Below are 22949 nucleotides of genomic sequence, written 5' to 3' on the forward strand. Positions count from 1 at the left end.
CAGAACGCACAAGTTTCCCGGCGCGGCGAATGTGCCTCTTGTTCCCGGGGCAGCTTCCATGCCACCCATGGGCCAGCCAAAACGAGAGACCGCCATGAAGCCCACCGTCGCGCCCTTTCCCGCCGCCCGCCTGCGCCGCACCCGTGCCAGCCAGGCGATCCGCAATCTGGTGCAGGAAAACACCCTGACCCCGTCCGATTTCATCTGGCCGGTGTTTGTCCGCGACGGCGAAGGCCAGGAGGAGCCCATCGCCTCGATGCCCGGCGTGATGCGCCGTTCGGTGGACAAGGTCGCCGCGGCCGCGGTGGAAGCTCAGGCGCTGGGCATTCCGGCGATCTGCCTGTTTCCCTACACCGACGCCTCGCTCAAGACAGAGGACTGCGCCGAGGCCTGGAACCCGGACAACCTGACCAACCGCGCCATCCGCGCCATCAAAGATGCGGCGCCGGATATCGCGGTGATGACCGACGTGGCGCTGGACCCCTATAACATCAACGGCCACGACGGCTATGTGGTGGATGGCGAGATCGTCAATGACGCCACCGTCGAAACACTCGTCAAGATGACCCTGGCCCAGGCCGATGCCGGCGCCGACATCATCGGCCCCTCCGACATGATGGACGGCCGTATCGGTGCGATGCGCACGGGATTGGAGCAGGCAGGCCACCACAATGTGGCGATCCTTTCCTACTCGGCCAAATACGCCTCCGCCTATTACGGACCATTCCGCGATGCGGTCGGGGCCTCGGGCGCGCTGAAGGGCGATAAGAAAACCTATCAGATGGACCCCGCCAACAGCGACGAGGCGCTGCGGCTGATCGAACGCGACCTGATGGAAGGCGCCGACATGGTAATGGTAAAGCCCGGAATTGCCTATCTTGACATCTGCCAGCGGGTGAAATCCGCCTTCGGCGTGCCAACCTATGCCTATCAGGTCTCCGGGGAATACGCGATGATCCAGGCCGCGGCCCAGAATGGCTGGGTCGATGGAGAAAAAGTGATGATGGAAAGCCTAATGGCCTTCAAGCGCGCAGGCTGCAACGGCATCCTCACCTATTTCGCCCCCGCCGCAGCGCGCCTGCTGAACGGCTGACGCGCCGCTCCGGCCCACGCTGGATCACTTCAGCGGGAAGCCGCCAATATCTGCCTTTGCAGCGGATGACAGGCAGCGGTTTTCCGCGTATAAACCTGGCCAGAGCCGGATCGAACCGGCCTTGGAGCAATTCATTACAGGCACCTGAAAAATGAGCGATAATTCCTCTACCCGCATGACCCGCCGCGGTTTTGCCCTGACCGCTTTGGCCGGTGCAGGCGTCACTGCCGCCTGCGGCAATGGCGTCGGCAACACAAACGCAGCCACCATCGACGCCCGTGTCGATGCCACGCTGAACCACATGTATAACCAGTACCCGAATACACGCACCCTGGCGGACAAAGCTTCCGGCATGCTGGTGATGCCACTGGTGACTGAGGCAGGCTTTGTCTTTGGCGGCGCCTACGGCCGCGGTGCGCTGCGGATCAATGACGTGACCGTCGACTACTACGCCACCTACAAGGGCAATGCCGGCATTCAGATCGGCGCCCAGCAATATGCCCACGTGCTGTTTTTCATGACCCAGGACGCGCTGTCCGGATTCCGCCGCTCGCAGGGCTGGGCGGCTGGCGCCGATGCCGAGTTTGTCATCATGAACGAAGGCGAGTCTCTGCGGGCCGATACCAATACGCTGACCTCGCCGGTGCTGGCCGTGGTCTTTGCCCAGGCGGGTCTGCGTGTGGGTGCCACCCTGGAAGGCACCAAATACACCCGTATCATTCCCTAAGCGGAAACAGGCGGCAGAACCCGCCTTTTCTTCTGGCTTGAAATATCCCCGCTAGAGGCATGGCCTTTCCATCCGGAAAGGCCATTTTCATGTCAGCCGTCCAGCTTGCGCAGCCGCTTGAACAGCGACGAGGTGTCCCAGCGCCCGCCGCCCATCTTTTGCACCTCCTTGTAGAACTGGTCCACCAGCGCCGTCACCGGCAGGCTGGCGCCAGTCTCATCCGCGGCATCCAGGCAGATGCCCAGATCCTTGCGCATCCAGTCCACCGCAAAGCCATGCTCAAAATGATCGTCCAGCATGGTCTCATAGCGGTTGGCCATCTGCCAGCTGCCTGCAGCGCCCTGGCTGATCACCTCAACCACCGCACGCCCGTCGAGGCCGGCTTTCTCTGCGAAATGCAGCGCCTCGCTGAGGCCCTGCACCAGGCCCGCAATGGCGATCTGGTTGCACATCTTGGTCATCTGACCTGCGCCGCTCTCTCCGATGCGGCGGCAGATGCGGGCATAGGCATCAATCACCGGCTCAACGCGGGCATAGGCGTCTTCATCACCGCCGCACATGACGGACAGAACGCCATTCTCCGCCCCTGCCTGGCCGCCGGAGATGGGGGCATCGACAAAAGCAATACCCTGTTCCGCCGCTGCGCCACAAAGCTCCCGCGTGACCTTGGCCGACACCGTGGTGTGATCGGTAAAGACCGTGCCCTTGGCCATGCCGGCAAAGGCCCCGTCAGCGCCGAGGCAGACCGAGCGCAGGTCGTCGTCATTGCCGACGCAGGCCATCACGAATTCCGCGCCCGAGGCCGCCGCCCGCGGAGTTGCTGCAAAATGGCCGCCATGCTCCTTGGCCCAGGCTTTGGCCTTGGCCTCGGTACGGTTGTAGACGGTGACCTCATGGCCCGCGGCCTGCAGGTGCCCGGCCATCGGATAGCCCATGACACCAAGCCCCAGAAACGCGATTTTTGCCATCTGCTTTTCCCCTGATCTGTCTTCGCATATGTTGGCGCCAACCCTACCACCGCCGCCGCGGGGCGCAATCTGCCATGCGGCTGGAAATAAAAAAACCGAGGGAAAACAACCGCTGATGGGACTTTTTTTCCGCTGGCTTCTGCGCCTTGCTGCGGGCCTGATTCTGCTGAGCGTTCTGGCCGCTGCACTGGTCTACTACTTGGCCTCGCAGTCGCTGCCCGAGTACGAAAAGGAGCTGGCCCTGCCCGGCCTCTCCTCTCCCGTAGAGATCGTGCGCGACAACGCCAATGTGCCGCATATTTTCGGCAGCTTCGGCGCCAGCGATGAGGATGTGTATTTCGGCCTCGGCTACGCCCATGCCCAGGACCGGCTGTGGCAGATGGCAGTGATGCGGCGCACCGCCCAGGGCCGCCTGTCGGAAATCTTCGGCACCCGCACGGTAGAGACCGACACCTACCTGCGCCGTCTCGACCTCTACAATCTGGCGCGGCAGTCGGTGGAGGTGCAATCGCCGGAAGCGATGGCCGCGCTCAAGTCCTATGCTGATGGTGTCAACGCCCGGTTGCTGGAAATCAACGAGGACGCATTGGGCCGCGGCGCGCCGGAAATGTTCCTGTTTCAGATGCCGCTAGCCCCTTGGCAGCCCGCCGACAGTATTGCGATCATGAAGCTGATGGCGCTGCAGCTTTCGGGCCACATGCGGGAAGAGATCCTGCGCGCCCGCACCTCGCTTGCGCTGAAGGATGCGGACCGCATCCGGGACATCCTGCCGGCCGCCCCCGGAAAAGGCGTGACCGCCCTGCCCGAATACGCAGATCTGGTGCCCGGTGCCCCGCAGTTTGCCTCTGCCGCCCCCATCGAGGAAAACAGCCTGCTGTTCCCGGTGGCCCCGCGCGGTCTGGCCGGTGCATCCAACGCCTGGGCCGCCTCACCCAGCCGCTCGGCGGCAGGCGGCACGCTCCTGGCCAATGACCCCCACCTGGGTCTCAGCGCCCCCGGAATCTGGTATCTGGCGCGGCTGGAGCTGGGTACCGGCGGTGTGATCGGCGGCACCATCCCCGGCATCCCGGCGGTGATCACCGGGCGCTCCGACGCGCTGGGATGGGGGGTTACGTCTTCCTACATGGATGATCAGGACTTGTTCATCGAAAGGCTGAACCCGGAAAACCCGCAGGAATATCTGAGCGTTGACGGTTACAAGAAATTCATCACCCGCCCCTCGATCATCAAGATCAAAAACGAGGCCCCCGTCACCCTGACCCTGCGCTGGACCGACAACGGCCCGGTGCTGCCTGGCTCCATGTTCAACCTGGCAGAAATCACTCCGCCCGGCCATGTGGTGTCGCTCAGCTGGACCGTGCTTAGCCCAAAAGACACCTCCATGAGCGCCACCATCGGCCTGATGCGCAGCGCCTCGGTGCAGGAGGCGATCATCGCTGGAGAGGGTTTCGTTGCCCCGGCACAGAACCTGACGCTAGCGGACAAGGAGACCATCGCGCTCAAGACCGTCGGCGCCTTCCCGCTGCGCGACGCGGGCCATCAAAGCAAGGGCCGGATGCCCAGCCAGGGCTGGCACCCGGAGAACCGCTGGCAGGGCCAGGCGCCTTATGCGGAGAACCCGGAGTTCGTCAGCCCCGCGGGCGGCATCCTGGGCAACACCAACAATAAGATCCTGGACCGCCCGTTCCCCAAGCATGTCTCCTTTGACTGGGGCGACACGCAGCGCATCCACCGTTGGGAAAAGCTGATGCAGAACCGCGAGGTGCACACCCGCGACAGCTTCATCGAGGCGCAGCTGGACACGGTCTCTTACACCGCCCGCACCCTGCTGCCGCTGATCGGCGCAAACCTGTGGTTCACCGGCGAGGCCGCGCCGACCGGCACCCGTGAACGCCAGCGCCAGATCGCCCTGACCCTGCTGTCAGAGTGGAACGGCGAGATGAACGAACATCTGCCGGAACCGCTGATCTATGCCGCCTGGCTGCGCGCGCTGCAGGCCCGCCTGATCACTGACGAACTGGGTCCGGTCGCAAAATCCTACCGCCACGTGGAGCCGCTGTTCATCGAACGCGTCTTCCGCGACGTTGACGGTGCCTCGGCCTGGTGCGACGTGCGCCAGAGCGCGCCGGAAGAGAGCTGCACCGACATGGCCCGCCTGGCGCTGGATGATGCGCTGATCTGGATCGAGGAACGCTATGGCGACGCGCTGGAATCGCTGCGCTGGGGGGATGCACATCAGGCGGTGCAGGACCATGCAGTTCTGGGCGACGTGCCGCTGCTACGCTATTTCGTGAACATCCGCCAGTCCACCAGCGGCGGCGACAACACCCTGCAGCGCGGCAAAAGCTCCGGCAAGGACCCCGACCCGTTCCAGAACATCCACGCCGCCGGCTACCGCGGGGTTTATGACTTTGCCGACCCGGACAGTTCCGTCTTCATCACCGCCACTGGTCAGTCCGGCCACCCGCTGTCGCGCTATTATGACGACATGGCCCAGCTGTGGCGGCGCGGTGAATACATCCCGATGTCGCTGGACGAAGAACTGGCCCGCGCCGCGGCAGTCGGAGTGACAAGGATCACCCCCCGCCAATAAAAACGGGGCAATAAAAAAACGGGCGCTGCGGCGCCCGTTTTTCGTTCTGAATGGTGCAAGCTTCAAAGCCTCCCGAACTTGGCCTTCTGCCGGTCCGTCCACAGCACAGTGATGTCAAACCCGGTCTCGGTTTGCTCTTCGCGCTGCACAAGATCCTCCTTGAACAGCCAGGCGCGTTGCTTGCCTTGCGCGAAGGTCAGTTGCAGCAGTTCCTCATGCCGCACGCCCTGCAGCTTCTCGGCAATGTCAGCCAGCAGTCCGTCCAGCCCCTCGCCGGTCAGGGCTGAGATTGCATGGACGTCTTCCTCGCGCGCCGCACGCTGACGGCGGGCTTCGGCTTCATCCTCAGACAGCTGGTCCAGCTTGTTCCAGACTTCGATCCGGGCGCGGTTTTCGTCCACACCCAGCGACGTCAGGATCGCCTCCACATCCTCTGCCTGCTCCTCACTCTGGTCATGGCTGATGTCGCGCACATGCAGGATCACATCCGCCGCCAGCACCTCTTCCAGTGTGGCGCGGAAGGCAGCGACCAGTTCTGTCGGCAGATCCGAGATGAAGCCCACCGTGTCGGACAGGATCACCTCCGGCCCGTCGGGGATCTGCACCCGGCGCATGGTCGGGTCCAGGGTGGCAAAGAGCATGTCCTTGGCCATCACCTCAGCGCCCGTCAGCCGGTTGAACAGCGTCGACTTGCCGGCGTTGGTATAACCCACCAGCGCCACAATCGGGTACGGCACCTTCGCGCGCGAGGCGCGGTGCAGCGTCCGGGTCTTCACCACCTTGTCCAGCTGTCGGCGCAGCCGCACCAGCTGGTCGTCGATGGCGCGCCGGTCAGCCTCGATCTGGGTTTCGCCGGGTCCGCCGACAAAGCCCAGGCCGCCGCGCTGGCGTTCCAGGTGGGTCCAGGCCCGCACCAGCCGCGTCCGCTGATAGCTGAGCGCCGCCATCTCGACCTGCAGCACGCCTTCGCGCGTCGCCGCCCGGTCCGAGAAGATCTCCAGGATCAGCCCGGTCCGGTCGAGGATCTTAACCTTCCAGGCCTTCTCCAGGTTGCGTTGCTGCACGGGGGAAACCGGGCCGTCGATCAGGACCAGTTCAATGTCATTCGCCTTCAGGACGCCCGCCAGCTCTTCGATCTTGCCGGAGCCGAACAGCATTCCCGGATGCGCCTTGGGCAGGCGCACCACATTTGATCCGATCACGTCAAGATCGGGCAAGGCCGCTGCCAGCGCAACGGCCTCCTCAAGCGCGGGAGCAGCCTCACGGCGTCCCATGTCAGATTTGATTTCCGGATGCAGGACCCAGGCGCGGGTCTGCTTCCTGTCATGCTCCATCAATTGGAGTCTTCACCCTCATAGAGACTGATCGGCTGGGCCGGCATGATGGTCGAAATCGCGTGTTTGTAGACCAGCTGCGACTGTCCGTCGCGGCGCAGCAGCACGCAGAAGTTATCGAACCAGGTGATCACACCCTGCAGTTTGACCCCGTTGATCAGAAAGATTGTAACCGGAACCTTGGTTTTGCGAACGTGATTCAGGAAGGCATCCTGAAGATTCTGTCTGTCCGAAGCCATTTTTTATTATCTCGCCTTTGTTCTTGCCGCGCACTGCGGACCAGCACGCACGTTAAAATTCAGTATGGAGAAAGAAAAAATAAGTTTCCACCCGAAAAACACTTCCCACCTGCGGGAACAGTCAGCTGCGCCAGAGGTTCGGGGACAGCAGCGCGATGAAGGCCAGCGTCTCTAGCCGCCCCAATACCATTGCGATGCACAGGATAAGCTTGGCCGGGTCGGTCAGAAGGTTCAGCACAATCGGCGCACTGCTGGCGCTCTCGGTCAGCGGGCCGGTGGTGGACAGCGCGGCAATCGCCAGAACCAGCGACTGTTCAAAGCTGGATCCGACCGCTGCCAGCGCGGTGCTGACCAGCGCCAGCGATAGCGCAAACAGCATGAAGAAGATCCAGGCGACAAAGGCACCGTTCTTTTGCAGCCGCTTGGTCCGGTCGCCCTCGCCGCTGACAGAACTGGGGTGTACCAGCCGCTCCATTTCCCGCAGGCCGTTGAGGTAGAGCGCATAAACCCGCAGCAGCTTGACCCCGCCCGCCGTGGTTGCGACACCGCCGCCAAACACGGCTAGCCCCAGCAGGATCATGCCCGGGGTTTCCAGCCCCGACCAGGAGCGGGCGGCCTCCCAGTGGAGGCTTTCGAACCCGGTGGTGGACAGGAAAGACATCACCGTGAACAGCGTGCCCCAAAACGCCAGCAGCGCCTGCAGCAAATCCTCGCCAGCGTCCACCTCAAAGGCGGCGAACCAGTGCCGCAGGAACAAGAGCAGCGGAACGCCAAAAACAATCAGCAGGCCGGTGCGGAACTCGGGATCCTTGTCCAAACGCCCTTGCCCGGACGTCACGGTGTCGCTGGAAAAAGTCAGCCGTGACAGCGCGAAGAACATGAACAGGAACATCACCATCTCACCTGCAATGCCGCTGCCCGCGTTCTCCACCCCGCCGGTGGCGGAAATGCCGGAGGTTGCCATCACCGACATCGCATGGCTGAGGCCGGTCAGCGCCTGCTCCCCGGTGATCATCAGCAAGAGCCACAGAACCATGGTCAGCCCGGCATAGACCGGTGCCAGGGTCCGGGTGACTTGCAACAGCTGGCGGCGCGGGTCCGCGCGTTCCATGTGGCCCGGCCCTGCAGTGCCGCCGCCCGGCTCCCCCTTGGCTGTGACTTCGAACCCGCCCAGCGACATCGGCGCCAGCACCGCCGAGGCGGCCACCCACATCAGAAGGCCGCCCAGCCAGCCGACCATCGCCCGCCACAGATGCACGCTGGGCGGCAGGCGTCCCGGGTCAGCCCAGATATCGGCACCAGTAGTGGTGATGGCGCTGACCATGTCGAAATATGCGTTCAGGTAGCGCGTGCTGACCAGCGCGTCCTGCACCGGCACCGCCAGGAAGGCCGGCAGAACTGTGAAGGTGGCCAGCAGCGATAAGAGCTGCCCCGGCATCCCGTAGCGCGGCACCCGGTTGCCCATCGACAGCGCAATCAGCACCACCAGGATCAGCCCCGCCAGTCCGGAGTAGAAAAAGCTTTGCGATGTGTGATGGTCGTCCAGTACCAGTGCGTGGGCGGCCGGCAGCCACATCGCCAATGATGCGATGCCCCAGATCAGCAGGAACAGCGGCAGGCGCAGCACGCCAATGGGGGCTTGGACCACGCGGCGCATGCTAGAAGTAGTCGATCGACACCTGCAGGAGCCGCTCCACCTCGGGCACGTCATCGGCCATTGCAAACAGGGCGATCACGTCGCCTTCCTCGATCCGTGTCTCACCTGACGGGCGCAGCATCTCGCCGTTTTTCAGAATGCCGCCGACCAGCACACCCTCGGGAAAATCCGTCTCACGGATCATCTGACCTGCAATCGGCGAAGTCGAGAGCACCTCGGCCTCGATCATTTCTGCCTCCGCATCGCCCAGGGAATAGACCTGGCGCACCCGGCCGTAGCGGATGTGGCGAAGGATCGAGCTGACTGTGGTAGAGCGCGGGTTGATATAAGCGTCGATGCCAAGGTGCGGCAGCAGCGGAACCAGAGTCGGATCGTTGATCAGCGCAATTGCCAGCGGGCAGCCCTCAGCCTTGGCCCGCACCGCGGCCAGCATGTTGACCTTGTCGTCATCGGTCACGGCCAGCATTGCGTCCGCCTTGTCGATGCCTGCTTCGATCATCAGCGACCGGTCCAGCCCGTCGCCATTCAACACGATGGTGCGCTCCAGCTCCTCGGCGGCGCGTTCAGCGCAGCGGCGGTCTCTCTCGATCACCTTGGCACGGATCCGGGAGGTGCTGCTCTCCAGCGCTTTGGCCACTTCCAGCCCGACGTTGCCGCCGCCGACCACCACCACCCGGTCCTGACGTTTTTCTTTCTTGCCGAAGACCTCGATGGTGCGCGGCACATCGTCCACGTGGGAAAACACATAGCAGCTGTCGCCGACGAACAACTGGTCACCCGGCTCAGGCGCGAACAGGGTCCCATCGCGGCGGACCCCCACCACAATCGCACGCAAGGTGGAAAACAGATCCGTCAGCTGGCGCAGCGGCGTGTTCACCACCGGGCACTCCGCATCGATCTGGATACCCAGCAGCTGCGCCATCCCGCCCATGAAGGTCTCGGTGTCAAAGGCCGCAGGCGCCGACAGCCGCTGCATCGCTGCTGCGGCCACTTCCCGCTCCGGGCTGATCACCACGTCGATTGGCAGATGCTCACGCTGATAGAGGTCGGAATAGATCGCGGTCAGATAACTCTTGGCCCGCAGGCGCGCGATCTTGCGCTGGATCTTGAACACGGAATGCGCAACCTGGCAGGTCACCATGTTGACCTCGTCCGAGTGGGTGGCCGCGATGATCATATCGGCGTCCCGCGCCCCGGCCCGTTCCAGCACGTCCGGGTAGGAGGCAAAGCCATGGATGCCCTGCACATCCAGCGTATCGGTGGCCCGCCGCACCAATTCCGGATTGCTGTCGACCACTGTGACATCATTGTGCTCACCGGACAGGTGCCGGGCGATCTGCCAGCCGACCTGGCCCGCGCCGCAGATAATGACCTTCATTTACACGTCCCTTGGCGGAGTTTCGGGCAGAGATTTGCCCGATGTGAATGACAGATGCCGCTTTCACGGTCAAATTAATTGTAACTTCCTCAGTTTGCGGCCATTCTTTCGCCATGCAACGCATTTCAACAGTCACGGCGGGCGCTGTTTTGCTGGCCTTTGCAACGGCCTGCGGACCGCTGCCGATCTACTACAAGCAAGGGGCGGAGGTATCGCGCCTGCAAAGCGACGAACTGGCTTGCGCGGCCCAGGCGCTGAAAGACGCCCCCGTCGCCAATGAAATCCGCCAGCATCCGCCCGTCTTTTACCCGGGGCGGCAAGTCTGCCGTAACGGCGGCTGCTATTATTATCCCGGTTATTGGTCGGAAGGCAGCATCTACACTGTTGATGTCAACAAGCCTCTGCGCCAGCGGCTGGAGAAATCCTGCATGGCCGCCAAAGGCTATCAGCAGATCGCGCTGAAACGCTGCACTCAGCGCAGCGCCCTGAGCTTGGCCGGGCCGCGCCTTGCACCGCTGACTGAGGCCTCCTGCGCGCAGCGCAACCGTGATGGCAGCACCGTCATCCGCAGCGGCGGCTGAGCATCCGGTCTTGGTCCGCCGTTCAGCGGCAGGACATTTTTGATTTGCGGACTAAGTTCAAGTAAGCTGAACGCCAATTGATTTTTGACCAGTATTCTCAAAAGAGAAAGGTACCCGATGCGGATACATTTCCTGTTTGCCGCGCTGCCTGTGGCAGCTGTTACCGCAGCCTGTGAACCGACGGCTCCGATTGCTCCGCCGCCGGCGGCTGCATCTGCACCGGCGACGGCACCTGCCAGCTACAGCACCCCGGCAACGCGCCCCGCGCCCGCACCGGCTGCCGCTTCCACAGTCCCGTCCAGCACAACAACCGCTCCTGCTGCGACAACCATCGGTCCGCCGGGCGGCGGCGGTGCCGGTGCAGGCGGCGGCGGAGGTGGTGGCGGCGCTGGAGGTGGCGGCGGCGGTGGCGGCTGGGGCTAAACCCGGACAAAACCATGACAGCCCTTTCCCCCATACCTTCCGCGCTTGCGGCTCTGACCCTTTCCTGTACAGGACTGCTGCCTGTTGCGCCAGCTCAGGCAGCCTATGAAACCAGCGAAGGCAGCGCCGCTCCCGAAACCGCCATCGTGATCGGCATACAGGACTACGACCACGTCAGCGATCTGACCAACACCCGCAAGGACGCCGAGGCGATGGCAGAGATGCTCAAGACCTTCGGCTATACCGTCTATGAAGGCTACGACCTGGACAAGCGCGGGTTCGAGGCGCTGCTGCGGCAGGCCGCGCTCAACATCCGCGACGGCAGCCAGGTGTTTTTCTACTACGCCGGCCACGGCATTCAACTTGGACGGCGCAATTACCTGCTGACCAGCGATGCTGAGCTTACGGGGATTCACGACCTGCCGTTCCAGTCAGTCACATTGGACCGGGTATCCGCCATTCTGGGCGGCAAGGCCGGCAGCCAGATCCTGATGCTGGATTCCTGCCGCGACAACCCGGTTCCGCAAGCCAAGCTCAACGCCGAGGTCGGCGCCCAGCTATATGAGGCGCGCGAAGGCTTTGATGTGTTCCGCCCGCCGCTGAACACGCTGGTGGCTTTTTCCACCTCCCCCGGCGCCACCGCGCTGGATGGGGAGCCCGGCAGCAACAGTCCCTATACGGCTTCGGTCGTGCGGCACTTCCCGAACAACCCCGACGAGGACGCGATGACCGTCCTGGCAGCCATCCGCAGCGATGTCTATAGCGCCACCGGCAATACCCAGGTGCCTTGGGAAAGCTCCACCCTGATGCAGAAGATCTATCTGCGCCCTGCGGAACGGTCACTGAACGTCGCCTCTGCCAGTACGGACACTGAAACGGAGGCCGTGGCCGCCAGCCTTGACCAGATCCCAGCGGAACTGTCTGTCAAGGTGCCGCTGGGCCGGGCGCTGGAGCTTGCGCCTGAAATCAGCCCTTATGTTCAGGCAGGCACAACGGTTTCGATCGTTGAAAATTCGTCTACCGGTGTCACATCGCTGCAGTCTGGCGATGGCGGCGCGCTCAGTGTCAGCTATGCGCCCAAGCTGACGGAGCTGCCCGCCCGCCAGGACGGCGGCCAGGTCCGCAGGGACCGGATGGTGCTGCGCCTGGCACAGGCCGATGCAGTGCGCGACGTGACTGTGAACCTCGAGATGATTGCCCGCCAATGCGACCTGGAAGCTGGCGACCTGCTGGACCTGCAGGGCGTTGGCTTGTTCCGCTACCCCAATGAAATCGACCTAAGGGCAGCGGAAGCCGCCTGCCGGGAGGCTGTTCAGGCCGCGCCGGACCTCGGCCGTCTGCACTATCAGCTAGGCCGCGCGCTGCAAGGCCAGGGGCGCCTGATGGAAGCCTATGAAGCCTTTGAAAAGGCCGCGGAACTGGGCCATGTCCGCGCCTACAACGCGGTGGCCTATCTGCATGTCACGCCAAATGTAGACCGCGAAACGGTGCCGATCCCCTACAACCCAGACAAAGCCTTTGCGCTTTGGGACAAGGGTATCGAAGCCGGCGACCCTTTCTCGATGCATGCCTTCGGCAAGCGGCTCCTGCGAAAGAGCAGCACGCCCGAGGAAAAGCAGCGCGGCTATGACCTGCTGAGCCGCGCTGTCGAGCTTGGCCATACTTATTCGATGAACGAGCTTGGCTATTTCTTTCTATGGAGCGGCGATGAACTGGCGCAGCCGGAACGCGGGCTAACATACCTTGAGGCTTCCGCCGGGCGCGGCGACATCTATGGCACAGCCAATCTGGGCTATGTCTACCGCGATGGCGGCGCCGGCAAACCTGTGGACAAGGAAAAGGCCCGCGCCCTGTTCGCCGAGGCTGCCCAGTTGGGCCACCCTCATGCCCCGGGTGAGATCGGCCGGATGATCATGAACGGCGACCTGCCCGGCAGCGATGCCGCCGAGGCGCTGGAATGGTATGACATGGGGCTTTCCCGCGGCGACGCCTGGGGTGGTGCCAATGGCGCCTGGGTGGCGCTGAACCGGCTGTCTGACCGCGTCCCGGCCCATGCCGCCGCGGCCCGGGCCGGCAAGGCGATGGCCCTGAATGACCCGGATGCGCGGGCAGCGGCACGGGAGCTGCTGGCGGGGATGACCAAAGCGGACATCTCAGCCGCGACCCAGTCCGTCCTGCGCGGGCTCGGGTCAAGCATTGCCGTTGACGGCCAGTTCGGCCCAGCCTCACGCAAAGAACTGGCAGATTGGGCCCGCGAGGCGGGACTGCCCGCAACCGTGCCTGAGGACGCCGTTGATCAATTGCGGCTGGCAGCGCAGGTTCATTTCGCTCTGAACCCGATCCGCCAGGACCTGTTCTGAACAAACAAGCGCCCGGTTCGAACCGGGCGCCCGCAGCCTCTTCAGGCTTCTTCTTCCTCGTTCTCCACATGCGCCACCCGGGCGCCTGCTTTGTTGGACGTCACCACCCCCAGCGACTTCAGCTTGCGGTGCAGCGCCGAGCGCTCCATGCCAACGAAGGAGGCGGTGCGGCTGATGTTGCCGCCAAAGCGGTTGATCTGGGTCAGCAGGTATTCGCGCTCAAACGCCTCCCGCGCCTCGCGCAGCGGCAGCGTCGCCAGCGCGCCGGACAGCACCACCCGGCCTTCCTCCTGCGGCTTTTCTTCCTCGCGCGGCAGATCCTTGGCCTCGATCGGGCCGCTGCCGTCGCCCAGGATCAGCACCCGCTCCACCAGGTTCTTCAGCTGCCGAACGTTGCCTGGCCACAGCATGGTCTGCATCAGCGCCACGGCCTCATCCGTCAGCTCGCGCAGCGGCAGGCCCTGGGCCTCATTGAACTGGGCGATGAAATGCTTTGCCAGAAGCGGAATATCCTCGCGCCGGTCAGCCAGCGACGGCACTGCAACCGGCACCACGTTCAGGCGGTGATACAGCTCCTGCCGGAAGGTGCCTGCCTCGATCTCCGCATCCAGATCCTTGTTGGTGGAGGACACAACCCGCAAGTCCACCTTGATCTTGTCCGATCCGCCGACCCGCTGGAACTGCTGATCCACAAGCACCCGCAGGATTTTGGACTGGGTGCCCAGCGGCATGTCGGCGACCTCGTCAAAGAACACCACGCCGCCATGGGCCTGTTCCAGCAGCCCCGGCTCCACCCCGCGTTCGGCGGATTCCCGGCCGAACAGAACTTCTTCCATCCGGTCCGGTTCAATGCTGGCGCAGTTCACGGTGACAAAGGGCGCAGAAGCACGGTTCGAATTGGCGTGGATAAAGCGGGCGGCTATTTCCTTGCCGCTGCCCGCCGGGCCGGTCAGCATCACCCGGCCGTTGGATTTGGTCACCTTGTCCAACTGGCCGATCAGCGTCCGGAACGCCGCCGAAGACCCGATCATCTCTGCCGGGCCGGTATCCTTGCGCTTCAGATCCGTATTCTCCCGGCGCAGGCGCGAGGTCTCCATCGCACGCCGGATCACCACCATCAGCTGGTCGATGTTGAACGGCTTCTCGATGAAGTCATAAGCCCCCTGCTTGATCGCAGCGACCGCGATTTCAATGTTGCCGTGGCCGGAGATGATCACCACCGGAATATCCGGCGTGTCCCGCTTCACCGCCTTCAGAATGTCGATCCCGTCCATCTGGCTGTCCTTCAGCCAGATATCCAGGATCATCAGGGCAGGCTGGGCCGCCTCCAGCTGAGCCATGCATTCGTCGGAACTGCCCGCCTTGCGGGTGGCATAGCCCTCATCCTCCAGAATGTCCGAGACCAGTTCGCGGATGTCGCGCTCATCATCTACAATCAGAATGTCACTCATGTCAGACCTGCTTTCACTGTGCTCTTGTTAGGCGCCGCCGCTTTTTGGGCTGCGGCGGGAAGGCGGATCACCGCCATTGCGCCGTTATGCGCGTGTCCCTCAAACACCGGGGCGTCTTCCAGCGTCAGCGTGCCCCCGTGCTCTTCGATTATTTTCCTGACGATCGGCAGCCCCAGCCCGGTGCCCGCATCCCGCGTGGTCACATAAGGCTCAAACAGCCGCGCCCGGTCTTCCGGAAGACCGATACCATTGTCGGCAATCCGGACTTCATAGGCATTGCCTGCCTGTTGTGCCGACACCCGGATTTCCGGAACCAGCCCATCCGGGGCGCCCTTTTGCTTCAGGCTTTCAATGGCTTCGCCTGCGTTCTTGATCAGATTGGTCAAAGCCTGGCCAATCATTGTTGAGTCCAGATCCGACAGCATCTCTGCCTTTGGCAAATCCGCTGTGATCCGGACATCCGGCTGGCCCTGCTGCTGCAGGATCACCGCATCCCGCACCAGTTTGACCAGATCCTCCTCGCGCCGTTCCGGTTCCGGCATGCGGGCGAATTTCGAAAACTCATCGACGATCCTGCGCAGGTCATTGGTCTGGCGCACGATCACTTCGGTCATCGCCTGCAGCTGATCGCTGTTCTCCTCGCCCAGCTTGGGCGCAAACTTGCGCTTGATGCGCTCGGCGCTCAGCTGAATGGGGGTCAGCGGGTTCTTAATCTCATGCGCAATCCTGCGGGCCACATCGCCCCAGGCCGCCATACGCTGGGCACTGACAAGGTCTGTCACGTCATCAAAGGCCACCACATAGCCTTCCAGGCCGCCTTCTTCGGAGCGCCGCGGCGACATTCGGACTAGAAGGTTTTCCAGCTGTCCCTGCCGGGTCACTTTCACCTCTTCCTGCACCACCTCGGCGCCGGTCTCGATCAGCTCCGCAAACAGCGGCCCGAATTCCGGTACAGCGACTGCCAACGCCAGCGACTGCTGATCCTCCTGCCAGTCCAGCAGCCGTTCAGCGGACCGGTTCACAAAGGTCACCCGCCCGTCGGCATCCAAGCCAACAACCCCGGAAGTCACGGAGGACAGCACAGAGTCGAAAAGCCGCCGCCGCCGCTCGATCTGGCGGGTATTCTCGATCAGCCGCCCGTGCTGCGCCTTAAGCTCCTTGGTCATCTGGTTAAAATATTCACCCAACAGGGCGATTTCGTCACCATCCCGCTCAACAGGAACCTGCACATCCAGATTGCCGGCCCCGACACGCTGCGCCGCAACTGTCAGCCGCCCCACCGGACGCGACAGACGCTCCGCAAACCACATCCCCAGCCACATCGCCGCGAGGATCAGGATCACCGCAAAGCCGAGGTAAAGCAGAGCAAATTCAAACAGAACCCTTCCCCGCTCGCTCTCGAGCTGATGGTACAGGTGGGCAGTTTCCTGGGTGTCATCCAGCAGGTTCAGCAGTTCGCCATCCACATCGCGGCTGATGTAGAGGAAGCGGTCGACAAAGGCGTTCAGGCGCACCAGCGCACGGAACTCGCTGTTGTCCCAATCCTCGATCAGCATCAGGCCATCCTCGCGGGCGGCGGCGATCTGGCGATCGCTGGGCTTTTCAAAATCGAACTCATAGGACCGCTCGCCGCGGGCGCGGATCAGCCCCGCACTGTCGACGATATAGGCCTCACGCAGCCCCCGCTGGACCTGCAGCTGCCCCTGCGCCAGCACTAGCCGCAGTTCGGCATCATTAATGAAGAAACTGCGCGACCGGCTGTTGTCGAGGTAACGCGCCAGCGCGAGGGCATCTTCGGTCAGGTCACCCTTTTGCTGCGACTGATAGGCCTCGGCAGCCTCCAGCGAGCTGCCGATCACCTGACGCACCCGCTGCGAGAACCAGCCCTCAAGCCCCACGTTGACCGTTAGCACCGCGAAGACCGCGACAATGACGGTGGGAATCAGCGCCAGGAAGCCGAATGCCCCAATCAGCCGCAGATGCAGCCGGGAACCCGCCGACTTTGAGCGCCGCGCCGCGAACAGCCGCACGATCTGGTTCATCACCAGGGCTGCAATGGTCAGGATGTAAACCAGATCGGCCAGCAGAATCAGCCGCAGCGGTCTGGACGAAGCGCCTTGCCCGAACGGGCCGATAATCAGGAATGTTGCCAAGGCCAGAACGGGGCCCAGCAGAACCAGGCCAATGGTCCCGATATTGCGCGCCCGGCGGGTTCTCCGCCACCGGTCCAAGGCCGCAAACGGCCCGTATGCCGCCCTCAGATGTGACTTATGCGCCACTTACTGCCCTCATCCTGATGTGCGACTCTTTGCGAGTCACCGCCATATCTCGTGGTCCTGCCTAGGAAAATTACAGCAAGGCCACATTTCTGTGGCGATATTACATCAGTTTGCGGCGGCGTGTCACCTCAATATCCAGATCGGTGATCTTCTTACGCAGGGTATTCCGGTTGATCCCCAGCAAATCCGCGCATTTCGCCTGGTTGCCGCCAGTTGCCGCCAGGGCAATCTCGATCAGCGGCGTCTCCACCTCGCGCAGCAGCCGCATGTACAGGCCCGGCGGCGGCAGCATGTCCCCGTGCAGGTCGAAATACCGCTGCAGATGGCGGCCAACTGCTTCTGACAGCTTCTCATTGGCAAATCCTGGCACGGCCGGCTGCGGTCCGGCTTGCGGGCCCAGAACAGCTTCAGCGTCAGCCTGGGTGATCTCTTCGCTGCGCGAGGTCAGCGCCAGCCGGCGGACGGTGTTTTCAAGCTGCCGCACATTTCCGGGCCAGGCAAAGCGCCGCAGCACTTCCCGTGCAGCTTCGCTCAGCTCCCGGTGCGGCGCGCTGTCGTTCTCGGCCTTGATCAAGAAATGCTCCGCCAGCAGCGGTATGTCCTCCACACGCTCCCGCAGCGCCGGGACATGGAGCTCCGACCCGCAGATGCGGTAATAGAGATCCTGGCGCAGAGCGCCGCTTTCCATGGCGGCGGTCAGGTCCTTCTGGCTGGAGGCAATGAACCGCGGCGCGTGATCGCCAGGAACATCCATCATCCGGACCAGCCGCGCCTGCGCTTCCTCCGGCAGGTCCGCCAGTTCATCAATGACCAGGGTGCCGCCCTTGACTTGCGCCAGCAACCGGGAGGGGCCTTCCAGCGCGATCAGATCTGCCGCATCCGCATGCACAAACGGCAATGTCCGCCGGTCTGAAAAGTCATGAATTGCCTGCACAATCAGAGACTTGCCGGTTCCGCTTTCGCCAGTGATCAGCAGCGGCAGATCAGTGTTCATCACCCGTGCAATCAGCCGGTACAGCGCCTGCATCACTTCGCTGCGGCCGATCAAAGGCAGCTCTTCGGGGCGTTCCTTTGAATCGGAACGCGGCGTCGGCGCCACCCGCTTGGCCGAAAGCGCCTTGGCCGTGCGCTTCATCAGTTCCGGCAGGTCAAAAGGCTTGGGCAGGTAGTCGTAGGCCTCCGCCTCCTCAGCCTTGATCGCCGTCATGATGGTGTTCTGCGCCGAGATCACGATCACCGGCAGCCCGGGCCGGTCGGCCTGGATCTTGGGCAGCATCTCCAGCCCGTTCCCGTCCGGCATCATCACGTCCGAGATAACGACATCGCCCTTGCCCTCGCCGACCCAGCGCATCAGCGTAGTCAGCGAGGATGTGGCATGCACCTTGCAGCCCGCGCGGGTCAGCGCCTGGGTCAGAACAGTGCGGATGGTGCGGTCGTCGTCAGCGACCAGAACAGTGCCGTCCATTGATCAGCTCTCCTGCGGTTTTGCGTCACGCGGCACGCGCGACAGCGACAGACGGAACACCGTGCGCCCGGGAACCGAGCTCACGGATATCCAGCCATTATGCTCCGAGACGATCTTGCTCACCAAAGCAAGGCCCAGCCCGGTGCCGTTCTCCCGGCCCGACACAAACGGGTCGAAAATGTCATCCTTGATCTTGTCCGGCAGGCCCGGCCCGTCGTCGGCGATCTCGATCTGAAGGGGCAGCAGCTTGCCGGTTCCGTCGCTGCGGCGCAGCCGGAAAGAATGTTCATAGAAAGTGCGGATATGAATGGTTCCACCTTTTGGATCAGCCGCTTCCGAGGCGTTCTTCAGCAGGTTTAGCACCACCTGCAGCAGCTGGTCCGCATCCCCCCAGGCCATCGGCAAGGAGGGGTCGTATTCCTCGGTGATGGTCATATGGGCACCGAACCCCAAGAGTGCTGAGCGCCGTGCACGGTCCAGCACATCGTGGAGGTTCACCGGCTTGAAATCCGGCTCGGTCAGGTTGCCGAACTGCTCCACTTGCTCCAACAGCTTCACGATACGGCGGCTCTCGCTGACGATCAGGTCGGTAAGTTCCAGGTCCTCAGGCCCCAGCCCCATGCTCAACAGTTGCGCCGCGCCTGTAATACCAGCCAGCGGGTTCTTGATTTCATGTGCCAGCATCTCCGCCATGCCGATGGCCGAGGCCGCGGCGGATTTGGCGGAATGGGTCTGGGTCATCCGCCCCGCCAGCTCCCGCGGGGTGACCATCAGCAGCATCACCCCCTCCTGCCCCTGCAGCGAGGCGATCTGCACCCCGCATTGCAGCGGCGCGCGGCTGCCGGAGCCCACGTCTATGTCATTCACGAACAGCGGCGTGCCCTGCACGCGGGCGCGGGCAAAGGCCTCCTCGATCGGCGCGTCAATCGCCAGCGTATCCCAGACCGGCTGCCCCAGCAGCGCCTTGCGGGAGGTATTCAGGAAACCCTCGCCAGCGGCGTTCACATCAGCAATCTTGTCCCAAGCGTCGATCAAAAAGGCCGGCACCGGCAAAGAGGCCCACAGAGCAGCGCTGTCCATCATGCGGCGGCCTCCGGTCTTTGTGCGCTCAGCGCCTCCGGCAACAGGGCCAGCACATCTTGCGGGTTCTTCTCCGTCAGCACTGCGCGGCGCATGGCGGGGCCGGTTCCAGCCTCATCCATGTACCAGCCCAGATGCTTGCGCGCGACGCGTACACCCAGGTCCTGCCCGTAGAAGTCGAGCATTGCCCGGTAATGATCTGAAACCATTGAGATAAACGCTTCCCCCTCCGGGATCTCCGGCGCCAGTGTGCCCCACAGATGATGGGCAACCTCTGCCAGCAGCCAGGGCTTTCCTTCGGCGCCGCGCCCGATCATCACGCCATCGGCGCCCGACAGTTCCATCGCCTGCCGCGCAGTCGCGGTATCAACGATGTCGCCATTGGCCAGCAGCGGCACAGTCACCGCGTCCTTAACCGCCCGGATCGCCGCCCAATCCGCCGAGCCCTTGTAGAACTGGCAGCGGGTGCGCCCGTGGATCGTCACCATCTGCACCCCGGCCTCGCAGGCGCGGCGGGCCACATCCGGGGCATTCAGGCAGTTGTCGTCCCAGCCAAGCCTTGTCTTCAGCGTAACTGGCACATCCACGGCATCCACAACGGCCTCAATCAGCTTCAGCGCATGGTCCGGCGTCTTCAGCAAGGCAGAGCCGGAATAGCCGTTTGTCACCTTCTTGGCTGGGCAGCCCATGTTGATGTCGATGATCCGCGCGCCCTGCCCGGCGACCTGCTTCGCGGCCTCGGCAATCCAGTATTCGTCACGCCCCGCCAGCTGCACCGCGGTGTTCTCCACATCCGCGCTCAGCTCGGCCCGCTCGCGCACGCCGGGCTTGGCCTGCACCATCTCCTGGCTTGCCACCATCTCGCTCACCATCAGCCCAACGCCAAAGGAGCGGACCAGATCCCGGAACGGCCGGTCGGTGATTCCCGCCATCGGCGCCAGGGCGATGGGCGGGGACATGGAGGTGGTTCCAAGCGTGAAGGACAACTGCCTAATCCTTGTGCAACTGAGTGGTTTTTACCCGAAGCTTCTGCTATGCAGCAATGAATTGCGCCTCTGCAAGCGGTTGCCGCACCTCATTTGCCTATTTTTTAATCACATTCCGCCGGGTGATTGCCACTTCCCGCGCCACCTCATAAACAATGCGGGAACTTCCGCACGAGGACCGCATGACCACAGCCGCCCTGATCGTCGCCGCCGGCCGCGGCACCCGCGCAGGCGGCGGCATGCCCAAGCAGTGGCGCCCTCTGAAGGGCCGACGGGTGATTGACTGGACACTGGAAGCCTTTGCGAATGCTGGCGTGGACCTCACGGTGCTGGTACTGTCACCGGATGACACCGCCGCCTGGGAGGAATTCTCCGGCAATCCCGGCCTGATCCTCGCCGAAGGCGGCGCTGAACGCGCAGCCTCGGTCCTGAACGGGCTGAGGGCGCTGCAGCCGCAGGGCGTGGACAAGGTGCTGATCCACGACGCTGCCCGGCCCTGCGTCAGCACAGAGCTGATCCGCCGCATTCTCAATGCCTTGGACAACGGACCTGCCGCGGCCCCGGCGCTCACGGTGACCGACGCGCTATGGACCGGCTCGGCGGGCTCCGTCACCGGCACTCAGGACCGCAGCGGACTGTTCGCCGCGCAAACGCCGCAGGGGTTCCGCTATCAGGACATTCTGACGGCGCACCTCGCCCATCCGGGCGGAGCGGCGGATGACGTGGAGGTTGCGCGCGCTGCAGGGCTTGACGTCCGCATCATTCCGGGGGAGCCGGACAACATCAAAATCACCCGCCCCGAGGATTTCACCCGGGCGGAACGCATTCTGGGAGCAGACATGGATATCAGGCTTGGCAACGGCTACGACGTGCACCGGTTCGGCCCCGGCGACAGCGTGATCCTTTGCGGGGTGGAGATTCCGCATGAAAAGACCCTGCAGGGCCATTCCGACGCGGATGTAGGTATGCACGCGGTGACCGACGCCATCTATGGCGCTCTGGCACAGGGCGACATCGGCCAGCATTTCCCGCCCTCGGACCCGCGGTGGAAAGGCGCCGCCAGCGAGATTTTCCTGCGCCACTCCGCCAACCTGGCGCGCGAGATGGGGTTCACCCTGTCGAACGTCGACTGCACTCTGGTCTGCGAATACCCCAAGGTTGGTCCCCACGCTGCCAGGATGCGTGCCGTGATGGCAGAGATCCTCGGCATCGACGCAGACCGCGTCTCGATCAAGGCCACCACCTCCGAACGCCTCGGCTTCACCGGCCGCGGCGAGGGCATCGCCGCCCTCGCCACCGCAGCGCTGGTGAAACCATGAAGAGATCGCGTCTGGCCTTGCTGATCGGCACCGTGGGCGGCATCGGCTACCTGCGCCCTGCACCCGGCACCTGGGGCTCGCTTGCCGCCCTTCCCATGGCCTATGCGCTGCACCAGCTGGGCGGGTTCCTGCTGCTGGCGCTGGCCACCGTGATTTGCATGGTGGTGGGCGTCTGGGCGGCAGAGGCGATGACCCGCAACCGCGAGAACATGGACCCCTCGGAATTTGTGCTGGATGAGGTCGCAGGCCAGTTCACCGCGCTCTGGGCCGTGTCCTATCCGGCCTGGGCCCATGATATCGAGATCACCGCGCTGTGGCCGGGCTGGATTGCCGCCTTTGTGCTGTTCCGCCTGTTCGACGTCTGGAAACCCGGCCCCGTCGGCTGGGCCGACCGCCAGAAGGGCGCAACCGGGGTGATGATGGACGACGTGGTCGCCGGAATCATGGCCGCCATCGGTGTTGCCGCGCTGGCCTTCCTGTCCCACAGCGTATTGGGAATGTGAGCATGGACACGGGTGAGCTGATCAGACGCGCAACGGACGCAGGCATCACCATCGCCACCGCCGAAAGCTGCACCGGCGGCATGATCGCCGCAGCGCTGACGGACATTCCGGGGTCTTCCTTTGTGGTCGACCGCGGCTTTGTCACCTATTCCAACGCCGCCAAGATGCAAATGCTGGGGGTGAAGGCAGAAACTCTGGACGCCGTGGGCGCCGTCAGCGAGGAGGTCGCCGCCGAAATGGCCGAAGGTGCGGTGCGGAACGCTGGTGTCAGCCTGGCCGTCTCCGTTACCGGCATTGCCGGCCCCGGCGGATCGGAGTTCAAGCCCGAAGGCCGCGTCTGCTTTGGCCTGGCGCGCGCAGGCCTGCCCGCCAGGACGGAAACCGTGGAATTCGGCGCCATCGGCCGCGCCAATGTCCGCACCGCTACCCGCGACCATGCGCTGGAGCTGCTGGCACAGGCCATTTCCCAAATCGAACGCGAAACGGGCAGCTGACCCGCTGCGGCGCTCATTT

At 63.6% G+C, this 22949-nt stretch carries 18 protein-coding genes; 8 read left to right on the plus strand and 10 right to left on the minus strand.

The features are described 5' to 3' along the window. Window positions 1-94: 94 nt before the first annotated feature. Window positions 95-1093 (plus strand): porphobilinogen synthase, encoded by a 999-nt coding sequence (gene hemB, locus GKC28_RS11610; protein WP_174147049.1) that lies wholly within the window; start codon window positions 95-97, stop codon window positions 1091-1093. Window positions 1094-1244: 151 nt separating this feature from the next. Next, entirely contained in the window at window positions 1245-1820 is a 576-nt protein-coding gene (locus tag GKC28_RS11615; protein ID WP_019296230.1) for a YSC84-related protein, read from the plus strand. Between the two features lie 92 nt (window positions 1821-1912). Here the strand turns inward: GKC28_RS11615 and GKC28_RS11620 are convergent, their stop codons facing one another. After that, on the minus strand, window positions 1913-2818 hold the full coding sequence (locus GKC28_RS11620; RefSeq protein WP_368041114.1) for an NAD(P)-dependent oxidoreductase: 906 nt from the start codon (window positions 2816-2818) through the stop codon (window positions 1913-1915). An 85-nt stretch (window positions 2819-2903) separates the two neighbouring features. On the opposite strand from GKC28_RS11620, the gene GKC28_RS11625 reads away from it, so the two are divergent. Next, window positions 2904-5381: a penicillin acylase family protein gene (locus tag GKC28_RS11625; protein WP_174147051.1), complete on the plus strand. Its 2478-nt coding sequence runs from the start codon at window positions 2904-2906 to the stop codon at window positions 5379-5381. A 62-nt stretch (window positions 5382-5443) separates the two neighbouring features. Here the strand turns inward: GKC28_RS11625 and hflX are convergent, their stop codons facing one another. From hflX to trkA, 4 genes are all read right to left on the minus strand, one after another. Then, window positions 5444-6715, minus strand: coding sequence for a GTPase HflX (gene hflX / locus GKC28_RS11630; protein ID WP_174147052.1), 1272 nt, complete (start codon window positions 6713-6715; stop codon window positions 5444-5446). Further along, entirely contained in the window at window positions 6715-6954 is a 240-nt protein-coding gene (gene hfq / locus GKC28_RS11635; RefSeq protein WP_005611588.1) for an RNA chaperone Hfq, read from the minus strand. The genes hflX and hfq overlap by 1 nt, the downstream gene beginning before the upstream one ends. Before the next feature lie 121 nt (window positions 6955-7075). Beyond that, complete coding sequence (locus GKC28_RS11640; protein ID WP_174147053.1) at window positions 7076-8611, minus strand: TrkH family potassium uptake protein; 1536 nt, start codon at window positions 8609-8611, stop codon at window positions 7076-7078. A gap of 1 nt (window position 8612) precedes the next feature. After that, on the minus strand, window positions 8613-9989 hold the full coding sequence (gene trkA, locus GKC28_RS11645) for a Trk system potassium transporter TrkA (RefSeq protein ID WP_174147054.1): 1377 nt from the start codon (window positions 9987-9989) through the stop codon (window positions 8613-8615). 113 nt (window positions 9990-10102) lie between these two features. Here trkA and GKC28_RS11650 point away from each other — a divergent pair, with 113 nt between their 5' ends. Both GKC28_RS11650 and GKC28_RS11660 read left to right on the plus strand, forming a co-directional pair. Further along, complete coding sequence (locus tag GKC28_RS11650) at window positions 10103-10570, plus strand: hypothetical protein (protein ID WP_174147055.1); 468 nt, start codon at window positions 10103-10105, stop codon at window positions 10568-10570. Window positions 10571-11007: 437 nt separating this feature from the next. Continuing rightward, a complete protein-coding gene (locus tag GKC28_RS11660; protein ID WP_174147056.1) occupies window positions 11008-13353 on the plus strand; it encodes a caspase family protein in 2346 nt (781 codons plus the stop codon). A 41-nt stretch (window positions 13354-13394) separates the two neighbouring features. Here the strand turns inward: GKC28_RS11660 and GKC28_RS11665 are convergent, their stop codons facing one another. The 5 genes from GKC28_RS11665 to dusB all read right to left on the minus strand — a co-directional run bounded on the left by GKC28_RS11665 (window position 13395) and on the right by dusB (window position 20614). After that, window positions 13395-14804 (minus strand): sigma-54 dependent transcriptional regulator, encoded by a 1410-nt coding sequence (locus GKC28_RS11665; protein WP_174147057.1) that lies wholly within the window; start codon window positions 14802-14804, stop codon window positions 13395-13397. After that, the gene (locus tag GKC28_RS11670) at window positions 14801-17083 is read right to left on the minus strand and encodes a PAS domain-containing sensor histidine kinase (protein WP_174147058.1); all 2283 of its coding nucleotides are present in this window, start codon (window positions 17081-17083) and stop codon (window positions 14801-14803) included. Before GKC28_RS11670 ends, GKC28_RS11665 begins: the two co-directional genes overlap by 4 nt. Window positions 17084-17183: 100 nt before the next feature. After that, on the minus strand, window positions 17184-18548 hold the full coding sequence (locus tag GKC28_RS11675) for a response regulator (protein WP_174147059.1): 1365 nt from the start codon (window positions 18546-18548) through the stop codon (window positions 17184-17186). A 3-nt stretch (window positions 18549-18551) separates the two neighbouring features. Further along, window positions 18552-19631 (minus strand): nitrogen regulation protein NR(II), encoded by a 1080-nt coding sequence (locus GKC28_RS11680; protein ID WP_174147060.1) that lies wholly within the window; start codon window positions 19629-19631, stop codon window positions 18552-18554. Next, window positions 19628-20614 carry a tRNA dihydrouridine synthase DusB gene (gene dusB, locus GKC28_RS11685; protein WP_174147061.1) on the minus strand — a complete coding sequence of 329 codons (987 nt, stop codon included), beginning with the start codon at window positions 20612-20614 and terminating at the stop codon, window positions 19628-19630. Before dusB ends, GKC28_RS11680 begins: the two co-directional genes overlap by 4 nt. A 182-nt stretch (window positions 20615-20796) precedes the next feature. Between dusB and GKC28_RS11690 the strand changes: the two genes are divergently transcribed. From GKC28_RS11690 to GKC28_RS11700, 3 genes are read left to right on the plus strand one after another with little or no spacing between them, the layout of a single operon-like run. Continuing rightward, window positions 20797-21933 carry a bifunctional 2-C-methyl-D-erythritol 4-phosphate cytidylyltransferase/2-C-methyl-D-erythritol 2,4-cyclodiphosphate synthase gene (locus GKC28_RS11690; RefSeq protein WP_174147062.1) on the plus strand — a complete coding sequence of 379 codons (1137 nt, stop codon included), beginning with the start codon at window positions 20797-20799 and terminating at the stop codon, window positions 21931-21933. Next, window positions 21930-22436: a phosphatidylglycerophosphatase A gene (locus tag GKC28_RS11695; RefSeq protein WP_174147063.1), complete on the plus strand. Its 507-nt coding sequence runs from the start codon at window positions 21930-21932 to the stop codon at window positions 22434-22436. Before GKC28_RS11690 ends, GKC28_RS11695 begins: the two co-directional genes overlap by 4 nt. A gap of 2 nt (window positions 22437-22438) precedes the next feature. Continuing rightward, window positions 22439-22930, plus strand: coding sequence for a CinA family protein (locus GKC28_RS11700; protein WP_174147064.1), 492 nt, complete (start codon window positions 22439-22441; stop codon window positions 22928-22930). Window positions 22931-22949: the final 19 nt, after the last annotated feature.

Origin of the sequence: Leisingera sp. ANG59 (genome assembly GCF_013317235.1) — a bacterium.
GTDB lineage: Bacteria > Pseudomonadota > Alphaproteobacteria > Rhodobacterales > Rhodobacteraceae > Leisingera.